This window comes from Azospirillum sp. 11R-A (genome assembly GCF_049472615.1).
In the GTDB taxonomy this organism is placed as follows: Bacteria; Pseudomonadota; Alphaproteobacteria; order Azospirillales; family Azospirillaceae; genus Azospirillum; species Azospirillum palustre.
On record NZ_JBCEBL010000014.1, the window covers coordinates 132,009 to 148,822 of the forward strand.

Annotated in this window: 16 protein-coding genes; 3 read left to right on the forward strand and 13 right to left on the reverse strand. The window is 68.8% G+C overall.

The genetic code is table 11. From position 1 onward, the window contains the following. Window positions 1-6 precede the first annotated feature (6 nt). The 8 genes from VH569_RS19565 to VH569_RS19600 all read right to left on the reverse strand — a co-directional run bounded on the left by VH569_RS19565 (window position 7) and on the right by VH569_RS19600 (window position 6,876). Complete coding sequence (locus tag VH569_RS19565) at window positions 7-783, reverse strand: SDR family NAD(P)-dependent oxidoreductase (RefSeq protein ID WP_423317160.1); 777 nt, start codon at window positions 781-783, stop codon at window positions 7-9. Next, a complete protein-coding gene (locus VH569_RS19570) occupies window positions 780-1,949 on the reverse strand; it encodes an AMP-binding protein (RefSeq protein WP_423317161.1) in 1,170 nt (389 codons plus the stop codon). Before VH569_RS19570 ends, VH569_RS19565 begins: the two co-directional genes overlap by 4 nt. Further along, window positions 1,946-2,194, reverse strand: a complete 249-nt coding sequence (locus tag VH569_RS19575) for an acyl carrier protein (RefSeq protein WP_085083545.1) — start codon at window positions 2,192-2,194, stop codon at window positions 1,946-1,948. Before VH569_RS19575 ends, VH569_RS19570 begins: the two co-directional genes overlap by 4 nt. Then, window positions 2,191-2,958 (reverse strand): alpha/beta fold hydrolase, encoded by a 768-nt coding sequence (locus VH569_RS19580; protein WP_423317163.1) that lies wholly within the window; start codon window positions 2,956-2,958, stop codon window positions 2,191-2,193. Before VH569_RS19580 ends, VH569_RS19575 begins: the two co-directional genes overlap by 4 nt. Before the next feature lie 120 nt (window positions 2,959-3,078). Next, window positions 3,079-3,312 (reverse strand): acyl carrier protein, encoded by a 234-nt coding sequence (locus VH569_RS19585; RefSeq protein WP_423317164.1) that lies wholly within the window; start codon window positions 3,310-3,312, stop codon window positions 3,079-3,081. Window positions 3,313-3,344: 32 nt separating this feature from the next. Continuing rightward, a complete protein-coding gene (locus VH569_RS19590) occupies window positions 3,345-4,109 on the reverse strand; it encodes a cytidylyltransferase domain-containing protein (RefSeq protein WP_423317166.1) in 765 nt (254 codons plus the stop codon). Continuing rightward, window positions 4,102-5,157: a pseudaminic acid synthase gene (gene pseI, locus VH569_RS19595; protein WP_423317168.1), complete on the reverse strand. Its 1,056-nt coding sequence runs from the start codon at window positions 5,155-5,157 to the stop codon at window positions 4,102-4,104. Before pseI ends, VH569_RS19590 begins: the two co-directional genes overlap by 8 nt. Before the next feature lie 117 nt (window positions 5,158-5,274). Further along, complete coding sequence (locus VH569_RS19600; RefSeq protein ID WP_423317170.1) at window positions 5,275-6,876, reverse strand: glycosyltransferase; 1,602 nt, start codon at window positions 6,874-6,876, stop codon at window positions 5,275-5,277. Between the two features lie 180 nt (window positions 6,877-7,056). Here VH569_RS19600 and VH569_RS19605 point away from each other — a divergent pair, with 180 nt between their 5' ends. Further along, window positions 7,057-7,275 carry a hypothetical protein gene (locus VH569_RS19605; RefSeq protein WP_423317171.1) on the forward strand — a complete coding sequence of 73 codons (219 nt, stop codon included), beginning with the start codon at window positions 7,057-7,059 and terminating at the stop codon, window positions 7,273-7,275. On the opposite strand, the gene VH569_RS19610 is transcribed toward VH569_RS19605, so the two are convergent. From VH569_RS19610 to VH569_RS19625, 4 genes are all read right to left on the reverse strand, one after another. Next, the gene (locus tag VH569_RS19610; protein WP_423317173.1) at window positions 7,272-8,567 is read right to left on the reverse strand and encodes a pentapeptide repeat-containing protein; all 1,296 of its coding nucleotides are present in this window, start codon (window positions 8,565-8,567) and stop codon (window positions 7,272-7,274) included. The genes VH569_RS19605 and VH569_RS19610 overlap by 4 nt on opposite strands. 62 nt (window positions 8,568-8,629) lie before the next feature. Continuing rightward, the gene (locus VH569_RS19615; RefSeq protein WP_423317174.1) at window positions 8,630-10,912 is read right to left on the reverse strand and encodes a hybrid sensor histidine kinase/response regulator; all 2,283 of its coding nucleotides are present in this window, start codon (window positions 10,910-10,912) and stop codon (window positions 8,630-8,632) included. Between the two features lie 554 nt (window positions 10,913-11,466). Continuing rightward, a complete protein-coding gene (locus VH569_RS19620) occupies window positions 11,467-11,811 on the reverse strand; it encodes a hypothetical protein (RefSeq protein ID WP_109445364.1) in 345 nt (114 codons plus the stop codon). Window positions 11,812-11,830: 19 nt separating this feature from the next. After that, window positions 11,831-12,232 (reverse strand): MarR family transcriptional regulator, encoded by a 402-nt coding sequence (locus VH569_RS19625; protein WP_109050486.1) that lies wholly within the window; start codon window positions 12,230-12,232, stop codon window positions 11,831-11,833. Between the two features lie 281 nt (window positions 12,233-12,513). Between VH569_RS19625 and gpmA the strand changes: the two genes are divergently transcribed. Further along, window positions 12,514-13,275, forward strand: coding sequence for a 2,3-diphosphoglycerate-dependent phosphoglycerate mutase (gene gpmA / locus VH569_RS19630; protein ID WP_423317176.1), 762 nt, complete (start codon window positions 12,514-12,516; stop codon window positions 13,273-13,275). A gap of 8 nt (window positions 13,276-13,283) precedes the next feature. Here gpmA and VH569_RS19635 read toward each other — a convergent pair whose 3' ends face one another. Then, on the reverse strand, window positions 13,284-15,566 hold the full coding sequence (locus VH569_RS19635) for a helicase-related protein (RefSeq protein ID WP_423317178.1): 2,283 nt from the start codon (window positions 15,564-15,566) through the stop codon (window positions 13,284-13,286). A 422-nt stretch (window positions 15,567-15,988) separates the two neighbouring features. Here VH569_RS19635 and VH569_RS19640 point away from each other — a divergent pair, with 422 nt between their 5' ends. Continuing rightward, window positions 15,989-16,813 (forward strand): WecB/TagA/CpsF family glycosyltransferase, encoded by an 825-nt coding sequence (locus tag VH569_RS19640; RefSeq protein WP_423317180.1) that lies wholly within the window; start codon window positions 15,989-15,991, stop codon window positions 16,811-16,813. Window position 16,814: the final 1 nt, after the last annotated feature.

Here is a 16,814-nt window from a genome sequence, read left to right on the forward strand (position 1 = left end):
GCGGCCTCAGCAGGTAATGCCGCCGTCCACTGTAAGGGTCTGACCCGTGATGAAGCCACCGCCGTCGCTCAGCAGGAAACGGACCAGCGGCACCACGTCCGCCGCGGTGCCCAGGCGGCCCAGCGGGGTGCGGCGCACGATCTGGTCGCGCTGCCCGTCGGACAGGCTGCCCGACATCTCGGTGTCGAGATAGCCCGGCGCCACCGAATTGACGGTGATCGCCCGCCGCCCGACCTCCCGGGCCAGTGCCCGGGTCAGCCCGTCCAGCCCGGCCTTCGACGCCGAATAGGCGGCCAGCCCGACGTAACCGCGCTGTCCGATGATGGAGGAGATGTTGACGATGCGCCCACCCTGTGCGCCCGCTCCACGAGCCACCAGCTTGGCGCGCAGGAAGGCGCGGGCGGCCTGGAGCGCCCCGGTGAGGTTGGTCTGGATCACCGCCTCGGCATCGACCTCCGGAAAGGTCGCCAGCACGCCTTCGCAGGCGATGCCGGCATTGTTGACCAGCCCCCACAGCGGCGAATTGCCGCCCCAGGCGACAGCGGCGTCGAAGAAGGCGCGGACCTCCGCCCCATCGCCGATCCGGCAGGGGTGCCAGAACAGGTCGGGGCCGGACAGCCGCTCCAGCGCGTCCGACGGAGTGCGGCTGCAGGTGGAGACCCGGCAGCTGTCGGCCAGCAACGCCTCCACCAACGCGAGGCCGAGGCCGCGGCTGCCACCGGTGACGATGACGTGCCGTTTGGCCTGGGAGCCGTCGTCCACGGTCGGATGGGCAGCGGTCATTGTGGTCCCTTTCGGCTCTTCTTGCCCGCAGCGCTCAGCGGGATACGGTCGGCGAAGGTCAGGGTGCGCGGGCGCGCGGCGGGCGGCAGATCGGCGGCGGCGGCGCGCAGGCCGACGCGCAACGTTGCCTCGTCCACGCCCGGCGCCGCCACGATGGTGGCGGTCAGCAGATGGCCGGTGATCGGACTCGGCACGGCCATGACCATGGCATCGGCCACCCCGTCGACCGCCAGCAGGCGGCGCTCCACCGCTTCGGCGGAGACCTTCACCCCACCGACATTGACCAACCCGTCGAGACGGCCGGCGAACAGCACCCGGTCGCCCTGGCGCTCCACCAGATCGCCGGTGGACAGCCAGCCCTCGCCGTCGGCTGCTCCGGGGGCGGCGCGCGGGCTGCGCACCTCCAGCACGCCGTCGACGATGCGGAGCGCCAGCCCGTCGGGCGCGTCGTCCAGCCAGGCGGCGGGAAATCCGGCGCGGCCGTCGGCGACGGCGAACAACGCACCGGCCTCGGTCGAGGCGTAGATATGGCGCAGCTTGGCATGGGGAAACCGCGCGGCCAGCCGGTCGAGAAGCGGCTGGTCGGCAGCCTCGCCCCCCAGCGTCACCGCGGCCAGCGGCAGTTCCGCATCGCCGAGCGCCATCAGGAAGGCGCGCCAGAAGCTGGGCGTGCCGCTGACATGGGTCACGGCATGAAGGCGCGCCGCCTGCGCCAGGGTGGCGATGGTGCCGCCACCGGGCGCGACCAGCAGAGCCCCGGTGGCGGCGGCGGTCAGCATCACCTGAAGGCCGGCGAAGGCACCGGGATCGTAGCTCAGCAGCCAGCGCGCCCCGTCCTCCGCCGCGCCGCGCAGCCGGCCGCGCAGCCGGGTGAAGTCATGGCGCAGGCGCTTGGGCGTGCCGGTGGTGCCGGAACTCTCCAGCGTGACGGTGAAGCCCTGCCCTGGCTGCCAACCCTCCGGATCCGCTGTGCCACGGGCCAGCAGAAGGTCCTGCCCCGCCGCTTCCGCCGCCGCCAGAGCGGCCAGCACGCGCGACGGCCGGTCGGCCTGCACGATGCCGCCCGACGGAACCGGCAGTGCCGCGAGATCCGCCCAGACGAAGCTGTCCTCCCCTTCGATCAGGCGGAAGGCGGGGTGGAGCCAGTCGGGGCGGCGGCCGGTCATGCCGGGACGGTGTAGAGCGCCGCCAGCTCGCCGACGGTGGTGAACTGGCGGAAGCCCTCGCGGAAGGGATCCTGGCCGGTCCGCTGTTCCAGCACCACCAGCAGCGTCGCGAGGTCGAGGGAATCGATGGGCAGATCGCCGTCGAGGAAACGGCTGTCCGCCGTCAGGGGCGGCAGCACCTCCCCCTTGTCGGCGGCGATGCGGCCGAGTTCCTCGGCGATCAGGGCGAAGATGCTGTCGGTCATGGTCTGCTCAAACTCAACGGATCGGACGGCCCGGATCGACCGTCGTCGCAGCCGTCCAGAAAGCTGCGGATGGCGGCGGTCACCGGGCTGGCGGCCTCGATATGCGGCAGGTGGCCGGCCTTTTCGAACACCCGGTAGGGCGCGGCCGGAGGCAGCCGGTCGGCCGGCGGCATTGGGATGATGCTGTCTTCGCGGCCCCACAGCACCTGGATCGGCATCGGGTAGGCGCTCCAGTCCACCGGCGGTCCACCGTCGGCATGGGCAGTGAACGACTGCTCGACGATGCGCTCCAATCCGGCGCGGCGGACCGGGTCGGCGCCCTGCGCGTGCAGCACCTCGCCGAAGCGGGGAATCAGCGGCGAGGGGCCGGCGAACAGCCGTTCGGCGCAGGCGCGTCCCTCCTCCACATCGGCGGGGGCTATGGCCCGCCGCAGGAAGCCCAGGTCGAATGGCGTGCCCAGGCCGGCGCTCGACAGCAGGGTCAGGCTCGCCACCCGGTCGGGCGCCACCCTGGCGAGTTCGCGCGCGACATAGCCGCCCATCGAATGGCCGACCACATGCACGCGTGGCAGTTCCAGCCCGTCGAGGAATTCGAGCAGCCACGGCGCGAAGTCGGAAACCAGGCCGCTGCCGACATCGGGCGTCGATCCGCCATGGCCCGGCAGGTCGACGGCGATGGCACGCCGCCGGGCCGACAGGGCGGACAGGTTGAACTGCCAGGTCAGGCGGTCGCCGGCAAAGCCATGCAGAAGCAGCACGGGCACGCCGCCGCTACCCACCGAAATATAAGCGGCAGGGCCGCCGGCGACGGTGGCGACACCGGCGCGCAGACGGCTTCCTACCGAAACAGGGCCGGCCGAAACGGGGCGGGAAACGGGCACCGCTCAGGCCGTGACCGGCGCACCCGCCAGGGCCAGCAGGTCGCCGACCGTCTTGGCCTTGGCCAGTTTCTCGCCTTCGACCACGACGCCGGTCTTTTCGTCCACCAGCGCGATGAAGCTGATGACCGCCAGCGAATCCCAGGCCTCCAGCGATTCCAGGGCCTCGTCGCCGGTCAGCGTGCCGGGATCCAGTTCGAGCATCTCGTCAAGAGCGAGAAGGAATTCGTTGCGATCCATCAATTTTTCTCCTTGGTCGAACCGGCACCGGGTCAATGCAGCGACTTTTGCCGGACCGAACGGTTGATGTCCACCCAATCGGGGTGGTCACGAAGAGTTTTGCAACAATCCTGCCAGCCGAAGACGGGGTTGGCCGGCAGGAGCGCCTCCAACAGGCGGCGCACCAGCTCATAGTCGGCGGGTTCATCCACGCACCAGCGCTGGCCTTCCAGATCGCTGTCCAGCGGCAGGTCGGGCACCAGCGCCGTCCCCAGCCGGAAACGGTTGGGGCGGCGGTAGAGGTAGGGGGTGACGTGTTCCCGCTCCGCCGGGTCGGTGGCGTTCGCCGCCGCCTCGTCCAGCAGACGGCGCGGAAAGATCTCGGCGTCCAGGCCGCGCGGATAGCGTGCGCTATCGATCGACAGATAGTCCAGCGGCTGGTCATCCTGGAAGGCGGCGATCAGGCTGCCGACCAGCGCCGGGTCGATCAGCGGACAGTCGGCGGTGACGCGCACCACCAGATCGGCGTCGGCCAGCGCGGCCGCTCCGGCGAAGCGGCCTAGCACATCCTGCTCGTCACCGCGGAAAACGGCGACGCCAAGTCGCTGTGCGCACTCCGCCACCGGGTCGTCGGTGGCATTCACCGTCGTCGCCAGCACCACCGCATCCAGGCCGGGCGTGCGGGACAGCCGCTCCAGATGATGGGCCAGCAGCGGACGGCCGGCGGCCGGCATCAGCACCTTGCCCGGCAGCCGGGTCGAGGTCATGCGTGCCTGCGAGATGGCGACGATCCTCTGCCTGCCCGGTGGCTTAGCCATGCGGCCCCTCCGCTGGAGGCGCCAGCATGTCCCAGCCCAGCGGCTCTCCCCGGCGAAGACGGCGGACGGCGCGGCGGCCCAGCACCTCCGGCAGATGCCTGGGCGCCATTCCGAAGCCGGGACGGATGGAGCGGACATTGGCGGCGGTGAGCGGCTCCCCCGCCTCAACGTCGGCAACGACATAGAGGGAGCGGCGATAGTCGCGACCGCCGGCCTCGCTGGGCTTCACCCCGTAATCGACGCGGCCCATGGCGGCGGTCGCCGTGCGCACGGCGTCGGCCATCGCCCTGAACTCCGCCGGTTCCAGCGAAAAGGCGCTGTCGACACCGCCGTCGGCGCGTGACAGGGTGAAGTGCTTCTCGATCACCGTCGCACCCATCACCGCGGCGGCGACCGGCACGGCGATGCCCTGGCTGTGGTCGGACAGGCCGGCGGTGACGCCGTCGAAAGCCTCGGCCAAGTGAGCGATCGTCCGGAGGTTGCAATCCTCCGGCGGGGTGGGATAGCCGCTGACGCAGTGCAGCAGGGCGAGCGGGACATCGCCCGCCGCGGCCACCGCCTCCTCGATCTCGCCCAGCGTGGCAAGGCCGGTGGAGATGATCAGCGGCTTGCCGGGCCGTGCGGCACGGCGGATCAGGGGAAGGTCGATCACCTCGAAGGAGGCGATCTTGAAGGCCGGGGCGTCAAGATCCTCCAGCAGTTCGATGGCGGTCTCGTCGAAAGGAGAGCTGAAGATGGTCAGCCCGAGCGACCGAGCCCGCTCGAACAGGGGGGCGTGCCAGTCCCACGGGGTGTGCGCCTCGCGGTAGAGGTCATGCAGGGTGCGTCCGTTCCAAAGCCCACCCTCCAGCCGGAAGCCGGGACCGTCATGGGCGATGGTGATGGTGTCGGCGGTGTAGGTCTGCAGCTTGACCGCGTCGGCCCCCGCCTCCTTCGCCGCATCCACCAGCGCCAAGGCACGGCCGAGGTCGCCATTGTGGTTGCCCGACATCTCCGCGATCAGGTAGGGCGGATGCCCCTGCCCGATCGGGCGCCCCGCGATGGACATCGGCGGTCGGCTGGGGAGACGGCCGTTGGCATGGCCTGGAGCGGCATTCGACACGGGCAGGTTTTCCAATCGGATCGGTCTGACGGACCCAGTCTTTCACGAAATCATGAAGGAAGGTTAATTTCCGGCGGCCGGTCCACCACGGCGCAGCAGGGTCCGTGCCTCCTCGCCATAAGCGAGCAGCCGTTCGACGCAGCGGGTGCGGTCGCCGATCTCGACGAAGCGCGCCTTGGCCGCAAGCCTGGCCTCGGCGAGGGCCTCGGCATCGGTGGCGAGCGTCACGGCACGCGCCAGATAGGCATCGCGGTCGGACACGCAGAAGGCCGGGCCGGCATTGCTGGCGACATCGCCCGAACCATAGCCGATCACCGGCACCCCCTCCGCCAGGGCATAGGAAGCGCCGCCGCCGCCACCCTGGCGCGGCGGATTGAGGAAGACGTGGCAGCGGGCATAGAAGGCACGGATGTCGGGGACATGGCCGAGGCAGCGCATGCGTTCCCGATTGCGCAAGGATGCAAGGCGGCCCGGCAGTTCCTTCACTTCCCCAGCGAAGACCAGCGCGCTGTTCGGGCAGCGCTCCAGAATCTCGTCGAACAGTTCCAGGGTTTCCGCCCCCACCTCCAGGTCCAGGCGGGTGCCGACCACCGCGAAGAGGAATGTGTCGTCGGGAAAGCCGGTTTCGACGCGCTTGCCGTCGGACGGCGGCGGCGTGAAACCGAAGGTGAAGGGGCGGAAACGGCGGGCGAACGGCGCCCGGTAGAGCGCCGGGATCGAGCGGGTGTGGTCGTTCTCCTCGTACCCCAGCACGATGTGGGCGAGCGAGACGGTGATGCTGGAGGTGGTGGGGATGGCGACCACCGGCCGGGCATCGGCCTCCGCGTACAGGTCGGCCACGATGTTGGACCCGCCGAAGGCGACGATGAGATCCGGATCGTAGCCGTCGATGGCCTCCACGATGACGCGCAGCTTGTCCTGGCTGAAGGCCGGCTCGGTGAAGGAGGCGACCTTCACCTGCCGGCCGAACATCTTCAATGCGAAGACGCCTTCCAGATCGGCCGCGACCTCCGCCACCATCGGCGGGATGAAGACATTCTCGACCCTGGCGGGCATGCCGTTGACGTTGATGATGGCGACGTCCAGCCCAAAATCGTCCTGCATGCGGGCGGCGAAGTCGAAACAGTCGCGGGTCGGCTGGTGCCCCTGGTTGGTGAACTGGTTGGTCACCACCGCGACGCGGCGGATCGGCCCGTCGCGAAAGGCCGCCCGCGCCGGTGTCAGCCCCCAGCGCCGCGCGATCTGCCTGACCATCGCCGAGTAATAGCGGAACAGGTCGCAGGCGACGAAGGTCGCCATCTTCTCGCCGCTGGCGCTTCCCAGGAACAGCTGCCGCGAGATGCACCAGTGGGTGTAGTGCAGCGCCGCCGGATCGGCGCTGTCGCCGCCCAGGATCAGGTAGTGAAGGATGCGCTCCAGGTGATAGAGATCGCCGGTCAGATGGAACAGCACGGAACGCAGCCGGATCGTGTCGTTCACCGGCACGTCGCGCTCAAGCCGTTCGGCGAGCTCCATCCGGTCGTCGAACTGCATGGTCCGGCGGATCCCGTCGCAGAGCGCGGTGAAGCGGTTGAGTTTTCCGGCGTCGATTTGCCGGTCGGTGAGAAAGACCGTCAGAGCGGCGGCGGCCGCGGTCACGCGGTCGGATGGAACCGTTCCCGGCATCGTCTTGACCTTTCCACTCCAGGCAGCCTTCCCGTGTGTACCGCCGCCGCCGCAGGCCGTGCAAGCGGGCACTGCCTTATGCAATCCATGGGCGATGTGTGCAGCGCGGCAGAAGCCGTTGCACAAGGCAGCGGATTGCGACACACTCCGAATAACCTTACTTTTAAAATGGGGACTGAGATGGCTGGCTTCGACTCCACCACCGGTGCCGCCGGCGTCGTGACCGGGCTGATTGAAAAGGCCGCGGCCGAACTGGACGCGATGTCCGATGCCGCCGGCGAGATCGCGCCGGAGGTCGGCGACCTCGCCGGCGTTCTGGTGGAGGCGCAGCGGATCGCCGACCGGGCCGCCCTGGAATTGCGCCGGCTGACCCGGAAGCTGCCGCAGACGGCAGCCTAAGTCTTCAGCCCGGCGACGCCATCCAGGATCACCCCCTCGTTCAGGGCGCGGCGTTCGAGCTTGGCGCCGAACAGCTTAGCACCGGTCAGATCGGTCCTGGCGAGGTCGCAGCCGCGCAGGTTGGCGAAGGACAGGTCGGCATTGCCGAGATTGACCGACCGCAGGCAGGCGCCGCTGAGATCGGCATAGCGCAGCTTCGCCCCCGACAGGTCGGCCGGGCGGGACCGCTGCTCGTCGAACACCAGGGGGCGCAGGTTGACGTTGCGCAGGTCGGCATTGTTCAGCTTGGCGTTCCGCAGGCTGATGCCGCGCAGGTCGCCGTCCGTCAGCTTGGCGCCGCGCATGTCGGCGCGGTCCAGTACCGCGGCCTGCATCTGCACGCCGGAGAGGTCCAGGCCGTAAAGCGTCGCCCCGGCCGCGCGCAGCATGGTCAGGCACATGTGGGCCAGCGACGGCGCATGGCGCAGGTCGAAACCGGACAGGTCGAGCATCGCGCCCTGCGCCCCGCTCGACCCCACCCAGGTCATATGGTCGGCCAGCAGGTCTTCCAGGGATCGCCCCAGTTCCGCCACCACCCGGCCGACCGGCTTGTCGGTCAGCGCCTCTTCCACGTCGGCGTCGGTGAGGTCGGCCATCACCATGGTGGCGCCGGTCAGCACCGCGCCGCGCAGGCAGGCGCCACGCAGATCGGCGCCGGACAGGTCGGCCCCTTCCAGGTTGGAGCCGGTGAAATTGGCGCCGCGCATGGTTGCCCGCACCAGCTTGCACCCGCGCATCACCGCGTCCGAGAAGTCGGTATGGACCGCCATGACGCCCGACATCCGGGCGTTGGTCAGGTTGGCCCCGGACAGGTCGGCACCGTCGGCGTCCGCCGGGCTGGACTCGATCTGCACCATGTGCAGATGGCCGGAGCGGTCCTTCTCGGCCAGGGAGCCATCGCGCAGATCCGCCTCGAACAGGTTGGCGCCGACCAGGATGGCGCCACGCAGACAGGCGCCGCGCAGGTCGGCCTTGATCAGGCTGGCCCCGTCGAAATTGGTCTGCCGCAGGTCGGCGACGAAGAAGGAGGCACAGTCGAGCCGCGCACCGGACAGGTCGGCGCCGCGCAGGCTGGCGCCGACGAAATCGGCATGGGCCAGATCGCGTCCCGATAAATCGAGGCCGGACAGATCGCAGAAGGACAGGTTTGCACGCGCCCCACCGACACGGGCATTGCGGAACATCTCGTGTTTCCGCACGGCCTGATCGAGCTGTGCCTGATCGAGGCGCCTGAGCGTGCGATTCTGCACCATGGTCCCGTGAACTCCCTTTCCCGGCCCCAATATGCGGCAGGCCAACTTCAGAAAGGGTTAACTCATGCCGCGGACTCGTTCTCCATGGCCGGTTCCCCACCGTCGGCCGGACGGTTTCGTTCCGACAGGCCCCGCTCCGACAGGATGGAGGCGATGACGCCGCGCAACTCCTCCGGCGACACCGGCTTGTGCAGAAGCCGGCAGCCAGTGGCGACCGCCTCGCGGATGCGTTCCGGCGCGGTGTCGCCGGTCAGGATCAGGCCGGGCACCGGACGGCCCAGCCGCTCCCCCACCTTCGCCACCATCTGTACGCCGGTCAGCCGGCCCGGCAGGCGGAAATCGCTGACAATGAGGTCGGGAACGGGCGTGTCGGCCATGGAACCGGTCTTGGGGGAGTCGGCCTGGAGCCTGGCCCCGCCGATCAGCGCCAGCGCATTCTCGCCCTCGTCCGCGACGACAACGCGATAGTCCCAGCTTTCCAGCAGCAGCCGCACGGCATCGCGCTGGATCGGGTCATCCTCCACCACCAGGATCAACCGGTCGCCGGCCACCACCGGATCGACGTCCTGCACCGGCGCCGCAGTCGACACCCGTTCGGTTCCGACCACCGGCACGCTGACCGCGAAGACCGAACCGCGGCCCTGGAGCGACCGGACCTCCACCGCATGGCCCAGGAGTGCCGCCTTGCGCCGCACCTTGGCGAGGCCGAGGCCGAGGCCCTGGCGTCGGTCACGCTCCGGATTGCCGAGCTGGACGAAATCCTCGAAGATGTTGTCGAGCTGTTCGGGCGGGATGCCGGAGCCGGTGTCCCACACCTCTATGCGCAGCCACCGGCCCTGACGGCTGCCCTGATGGCGGCAGCCGATGGTGACGCGGCCCTCGTCGGTGAAGCGGATGGCGTTGCGCACCAGATCGCCCAGCATGCGGATCAGCAGCGTGCGGTCGGTCCGGATCACCATCCGGGTGGGCATCGCACGCAGCACCAGCCCCTTTTCCGCCGCCATGCCGCGAAATTCGGCCAGCAGATCCTCGAACACCGCCGACACCGGCACGTCGGCCAGCTGCGGCCGCACCACGCCGGCATCCAGCGTCGCCACCTCCAGCAGGGCATGCAGAAGCTTCTCGCCGGCGTCCAGCGCCTCGCCCATCTTCTCGGCGATTGCATGGTCGCGGGTGTTGGCGAGGCGTTCCATCAGAATATGATGGAACAGCCGCAAGGCCTGGAAAGGCTGACGCAAATCATGATTGGCGGCCGACAGGAAACGGCCCTTGGCCTGATTGGCCCGTTCCTTTTCCTCCAGCGCGCGGCTTAGCTTCACGTTGAGGGCGCTGAGCGCTGCGGTGCGTTCCTCCACCCGCTGCTCCAACTGGACATTGGCCTGTTCGAGCTGGGCGTTCGCCTCCGTCAGGGCCTGACGGGCCAGCGCCTCGCGTTGCAGGCTGGCGGCGCCGAGCAGGGAGAGGCCGGCCAATGCGGCAACGCCGGCGACCACGACGATAAGGCCGCGCTCCATCCGGACATACCAGGGATCCAGCACGCTGGTGCGGGGGATCGTCACCGCCGACAGGATCGGCAGGCCGGCCATCCGCTTCAATCCGAGAATCGAGGGCTTGCCGTTCACCATCCATTTCGCATCGACCCGGATGGTTCCGGCTTCGAGCCGTGGCAGCGGGCCGAGCGACGGGGCGCCCGCGCCGGCGAGGCGGACGCCGTCTGGGCGGTACAGACCGACCGAGCGGGCGCTCGCGTCGAAGGGTTTCAGCACCGGATCCAGGGCCGCCAGCGGCACGGCCACCAGGATCGCACCGTCGAAAACGCCCGCCGCGGTGTGGATGCGGCGGGCGAAAAGAATGGCCGGCTGCCCCGCCACATGCCCGAAGGCCGGCAGGATCCGATGCTCCTCCTCCGGCGATAAGGGGCGGACCAGAAGCGACAGGCCGTCGCTGGTTTCCGGCTCGGCGAAGGCGACGGTGGGACCGTACAGCGCCGTTCCGTCGGCACTGAGCAGCGTGACGCGGCCGTTGCGCTCCACAGCCATCGCCTCGGGCAATGTGCGCTGTCCCCAGGAGGCCAGGCCACGTCCGTCCATCCGGCCGGCGACCTGCTCCAGCAGGCCGACGCTGGCGTCCAGCACTCCGCGCGCATGGCTGTCGAACAGGATGGCCGCTTCCCGTGCGTCCTTCTCGGCCCGGTCGAGCGTGTCACGATAGTCGAGCGCGGTGACGGCGGCCCAGGAGGCCGTCCCAAGCAGCGCCAGCAGCGCGCACAAGAAGGCGACCAGCATCCGTGGAGAGGCGGCGAGACGGCGGGGGCCGGTGGCTAACGACAGGGAAGACGGAGGCATCTGCGGCGATGACATCGGCCCGGTCACACGGGCATTGGCTGGACCCGCGGCAGACGATGCCGAAGCTCCTTCCAAAGCGGCGGCGACTGGTGGGTGACGGTCATCGGCGGGAAATCCTGGGCGGTGGCGGAACTGGACGGGTGACAGGAGAGCGGCCGGATCGCCAGCGACTGGAATACCAATCGAGCCGGTCGAAACAGCCAAGAGTAAGTTTCAACTTTTCCGAATGTTCGAATGACAAATCAACCCGTAGTTCCCCGTTCGGTTGACGGTTTGGAACTAAAGCTTAGCCCCATTAGCCAGAGGAACAATATCACAGGAAGAAATTTCACGCGATCAGTCTTGGCGACTATGACCATCATCGTAATCACCTGCCCATTAGGTTAAGGCAGGTTGAACGAAACCGTGGAACGGTCCGACTGCAATTGTGCGCGTGTTCACTACTTTAGATAAGGTGCGCCGTCACTCTTTCTGGTTGCGGCCCAGGCGTCGGAAACGCAAATGGGCCGCACGCGCGGGAGGCGCGGCGGCGTCGCAAGGACGGGACGATCAAATCAGGGAGGGGGTGCGGACGTCTGCGTCTCGCCACGCACGATGAGAATCAAGCCGTCATCCGCCGCCTCGATCTCCTTGCCGGCATCGCGGGGGATCGGGACTTTCTGGCGGCGGCAGAACAGCAGAAGCAGCGCCAGCGTCTTGCTGGGGGTGAAGACAACCTCCCGCGATCTGGAGGCGCCGCTTTGCTGGATTTGGACCGACAGACCGCCATCGGAGGTCGGCGTCACCATGGTGACGACGCCCAGCGGCAGATCCGTCTGGTTCGGAGCCTTCTGGTACCAGGCGAGGGCTTTCTTCAGGGCGGAATTGGTGAAGAACAGTTCACGTGTCTCGACGATCATTCCATCCCTGACCAAACACTCACGCCCGGCCGCCCTCCAGTCCCGGATTCAACCGGAACGTGATCGCGCGCCCCAGTTTGGATTCCCGCAGAAGGATCTGCTTGGTTTCCAGCAGCTTGATGGCCCGGTTCACATTGGGCCGCTGCATGCCCAGCGCATCAGCCAGTTCGGACTGGAGCACCGGAACGGAGCGATCGAAATGGAGCCTCCGGCTCAGATAGGTGAACACACGAAGCGCCTCCAGAGTGATCTCGCGGTCGGTCGAAACGGCTCTGGAGATGACGTCATGATGATGCAGCATCGTGGCCTCGGTACGCAAGGTTGTCAGGTTGCTGGGGCGATAATCGGAATGGTTCGGCGTTGCGCCCCGCAGGCCCGCGGTGCCGGATGAAGTCTGCGATTCCGTGTTCGGTTGCGTCATCGGCCCTTCCCTTCCGCTGTGGCCGGCGAAGGCCGGCATGTTCGAATGGGGTGACCGTATCGCAGGATTATTGTTCGCGTATGTCGCCACGATTTCGCCGCTGACATAATTGGTGTCTGTGGAAGCAATCATGAAATTGGTTTGAAACCACAGGGTACCGGTCGCCGCTCAAAAACCGCCCGATGCTGTGCCGTTTTGTCGCGGGAACCGGCCCGGTTACAGCCCTGTTTCAAACCTCATCTGCCCGGCAAAGGAACGCCGGGGCTGGAAGGAGACCCGTCATGCACCGACTGATCCTGCTGCGCCATGGCCAGAGCGTGTGGAATGCGGAAGACCGCTTTACCGGCTGGACCGATGTCGGCCTGACCGACCGCGGCATCGCCGAAACCCGCAAGGCCGCCGAATTGCTGAAGGCGGCCGGCATCGACGTGGACATCGCCTTCACCTCGGTGCTGAGCCGGGCAATCGAGACGCTGCACCTCGTCCTGCGCGACATGGACCGCTTGTGGCTGCCGGTGCACAAGCACTGGCGCCTGAACGAGCGGCATTACGGTGCGCTGCAAGGGCTGAACAAGGCGGAGACGGCGGAGCGCCACGGGGCCGAGCAGGTGTTCCAGTGGCGGCGAAGCTGGGATGTGCCGCCGCCGGCCATCGAACCGGACGACCCGCGGTCGGCCGTCACCGACCGCCGCTATGCCGGGCTCGCCAAGGCGAACCTGCCGCGCGGCGAGAGCCTGAAGGACACCACCGAGCGCGTCATCCCCTTCTGGCGCGACGAGATCGCTCCGGCCCTGCGGCTGGGAGCCCGGGTGCTGGTCTCCGCCCATGGCAACAGCCTGCGCGGGCTGGTCAAGCATTTGGACAATGTCGACGACCAGGACATCCCGCTGTTCGAGATCCCGACCAGCCGGCCGCTGGTCTATGAGTTGGGAGCCGACCTGACGCCGCTCCGCCGCTACTTCCTGGGCGAGAACGGCGCGGTCGAGGAGATCGGCTGGCCGAAGCGCGAGGGGACGGACAAGGACAGCATCGCTGCGACTTGAACCTGCCTTTACGGTGTCGCGCCACGCCGCTTCGGGCCGCGGCCGGTGCGGGGGCCGCCCCGGTTGGGAGCACGACCGGCCGGGGCGCCCTCCTTCGCCACCGGATGGTGGAAATGGTGCTGATGCGCCGGTTTCTCGCCATTGCCCCGCTCCGGCGGACCGCGCCGGCCGCCGCGGTGCTCCTCGACACGGCTGCTGTAACAGTTGTCGCAGACGCGGAATCGGTGGTTGGCCTTCAGTCGCGCACCGCAGACCGGGCAGGCGCGGGCGAGCGAGCGCTCGGCGAGCGTCCGCTCGATGAAGGCGTTCAGGTGCGCCCGGCGCTCCTGGCACAAATCCATTTCGGGATAGGCGTCGGGGAAGCGGTAGGCGAGCCAGGCGTAGGCGGTCAGTTCCTTCACCGCGCGCTCGGCCTTCTCCAGCTCCACGTCGGTGCCGACGCTGTGACGGAAGCGCTCGGCGGCATCGGGGGCGGCGTTGGGGATGCCCCTGCCCTGGTTGACCGCCCAGCCGCCCAGAAGGCGCAGGTTGTTCTGGTCGCGGGTGTCGATGGGGCAGCGGGCCAGCATGTCGCGCTGGGCCAGCGGCAGCTTGGCGCGGTCCACCGCGGTTGCCGCCTGGATGCGCTGCTCCAGGTCGGTCATGCGGAAGGTCTGGTTGGCGCGCAGCAGTTCCTGCCCGGCGGTGCGCAGCACCTTGGCGAGGCTGTCGGTGTCCAGTTCCTGCGCGATGGCCTCGACGTGGCTGAGGTTGGGCGAAATCCACGAGCGCGGATCTTCCGGCGGCACCGGCGGCGAGGTCAGCGCCCGGCGCACCGGGTTGATGCTCTCGCCGTCCAGCACGGCGACACGGCCTTCCTCGCGCAGGCCGAAGCGGCCGGCCCGGCCGCCGATCTGGCGGATCTCCGACGCGGTCAGCTCGCGCTCCTCCCGCCCGTCATATTTGCGGGTGGTGGACAGCACGACGCGGGCGACCGGCAGGTTCAGCCCCATGCCGATGGCGTCGGTCGCCACCAGCACGTCGGCGGTGCCCTCGCGGAAGCGGCGCGCCTCGGCCCGGCGGACCTCCGGCGACAGGGCGCCGTAGATCACCGCGACATTGTGGTTGCGGCCGAGCAGGTCGTGGCGCAGCGCCATCACGTCCTTGCGCGAGAAGGCGATCAGCGCGTCGCCGGACTTCACCTCCTCCAGCTTCACCCGCTCCTCCTGGACGCGCAGCGGCGACTTGCGGGTGAATTCGACGACCTCCAGCTCCTCGCCCATCGCGTCGGCCAGACGCTTGACGTAGGGGATGGCGTCGGCGGAGCCGGTCATCAGGATTTCCGGCGCCGCCACGCCGGCCACCGCCTGGGTCCAGGCCCAGCCGCGGTCGGGATCGCCGATCATCTGGATCTCGTCGATGACGCAGGCGCCCCAGACCTTGCTGGTGTTCACCATCTCGATGGTGGAGGAGGTGAAGCCGGCACCCGGCCGCACGTCGCGCTCCTCGCCGGTGACGAGGCTGCACGGCCGGCCGCGCGTCTCCAGCGCCTCCTGCCCCTCCAGCGCCAGCAGACGCAGCGGGGCGAGGTAGCAGCCACTCTCCGCCTCGGCCAGCCGGTCCATCGCCGCGTGGGTCTTGCCCGAGTTGGTCGGGCCGACGAACAGCCGCAGCTTGCGGATCATCGCGCGGGCGGTGGCGAAGCTGTCGAGATAGACGCCCATGCCGGACGCGTCTTCCAGCCGCTCCCGCCGGACCTTCAGGCCGGCACGGGCGGCGGCGGTGGAGAAGGCCTCCTCCATCGCGTCGAGCAGCGTCTGCAAACGCGGGATCCGGCCGCCGAAACCGATGACGCGGCCCAGCTCGTCGGCGAAGCCCTTGGGCCGCCAGGAGTCGCCGAAGCCGGCCGCCCGCTGCGCCATCGACGCGACCCAGCCGTCGACACGGTCCTTCGCTTTGGCGATGGCGGGCGAGGACAGGCAGGCGCCCTTGACCCGCTTGCCCAGCGCCTTGGCCTGCGGCCGGCCGAACCCCTCCTCGATGGTCAGCAGGCCCCACAGGTCGGCCTCGATGTCCGGAAGGGGGCCGAGCGCCACCTTGAAGCGCAGCTTCAGTTTGCGGTCGGTGCCGGGGATCTGGACGACATGGTTGACCGCGACCGTCCAGCGCGCCGGGGTGCTGTCGGCATCCACCTCGATCCCGTCGCCGCGCACCACGGCGGCCACCGCGCGCAGGGCGTCGCGGCGGTCGAACTCGTCAGCGGTGCCGGGGGTACGGCCGGAACGGGCGTTGTCGGAAGTGTCGTCGGTCATGATCGTCTTTTCTTGAAATTGCCCCGGTGATGCAAGCGCTTCGGCCGGTCATATCGGCCGGGCGGCCGGTCCGGTAAGGCCGTCAGGCTCTGCCCTCAGACAACAGCCATAGAGCGCCAGGGTCTCTCTTTATGGCCGGGGTCTCACTTTATGGGTCTGACCGGTCGATTCGGCAAGCCGAATCCCCCGATGGGAGCAAGCCCGGGCTAATTCGAATCCGTCGCCGTTTCGCCGATCTCGCCCGTGCGAAAAGGGGGGAGGCACGGCCACATAGAGCCACGCAGGTTTGGTGGTCCGACCCCAACGGGTTAGCCGCCGCCGCCCGGCGGACATGCCCGGCACCGGGTCAAGCCGGACCGGCCGCCAGATCGGTCGCGAAACGTTCAATGCTTTGTTCCGATTAATTTTTTTGGGAGATGCGCATGCCGAATCCTCGTGAGGTCCTGGAACTGATCGAGCGCATGCGGTGCATTTCGAACGACGGCGAGCGCCGGGCCCTGATCGAACGGCTGGGCGCGGCCGACCGTCCGACGGTGCTGTCCTTCCTGAACGCGCACGGGCTGAACGTCTGCATGACGTCGGACGCGGCACTGGCCGCCTTCGGCGCGTCGGACGTGCTGCTGCGCGACGGGATCGGGTTGCAGGCGGTTCTGCCGGTGCTGGGCATGCCGGCCGGCCTGAACATGAACGGCACCGATTTCATCCCGCTGCTGCTGAAGACCCTCAGCCCCCGCAAGGTCGCGATCTACGGCACGGCCACCCCGTGGCTGGACCGCGCCCGCGTGGCGCTGGAGACGGCGACGCCGCACCGCTACGCCGGCCTTCAGCACGGCTTCCACCCGGTGGAGCATTACATCGCCCAGGCGCGGGCCGATCGCCCCGACGTGATCCTTCTCGCCATGGGCATGCCCAAGCAGGAACAGGTCGCCGCGGAGCTGAAGCGCGCGCTGGATCATCCGGTGCTGATCGTCAACGGCGGCGCCATCGTCGATTTCCTGGCGGGCCGCTTCAAGCGCGCTCCCGAGGCCGTCCAGCGCTCCGGCCTGGAATGGGCCTTCCGTCTGGCGCAGGAGCCCCGCCGCCTGTTCCGCCGCTATTGCATCGGTGCCTTCGGCTTCGCCTGGAGCACCCTTCGCCTTCGCCGTGCCGCATCCCTCCGAACCCGCGGGACGGGCGCCGCAGCGCCCGCTTCCACCCGGATCTCTCCGTCACCGATCCGGCGGTCGCCTATCCAGAAGGAGCTTTGAG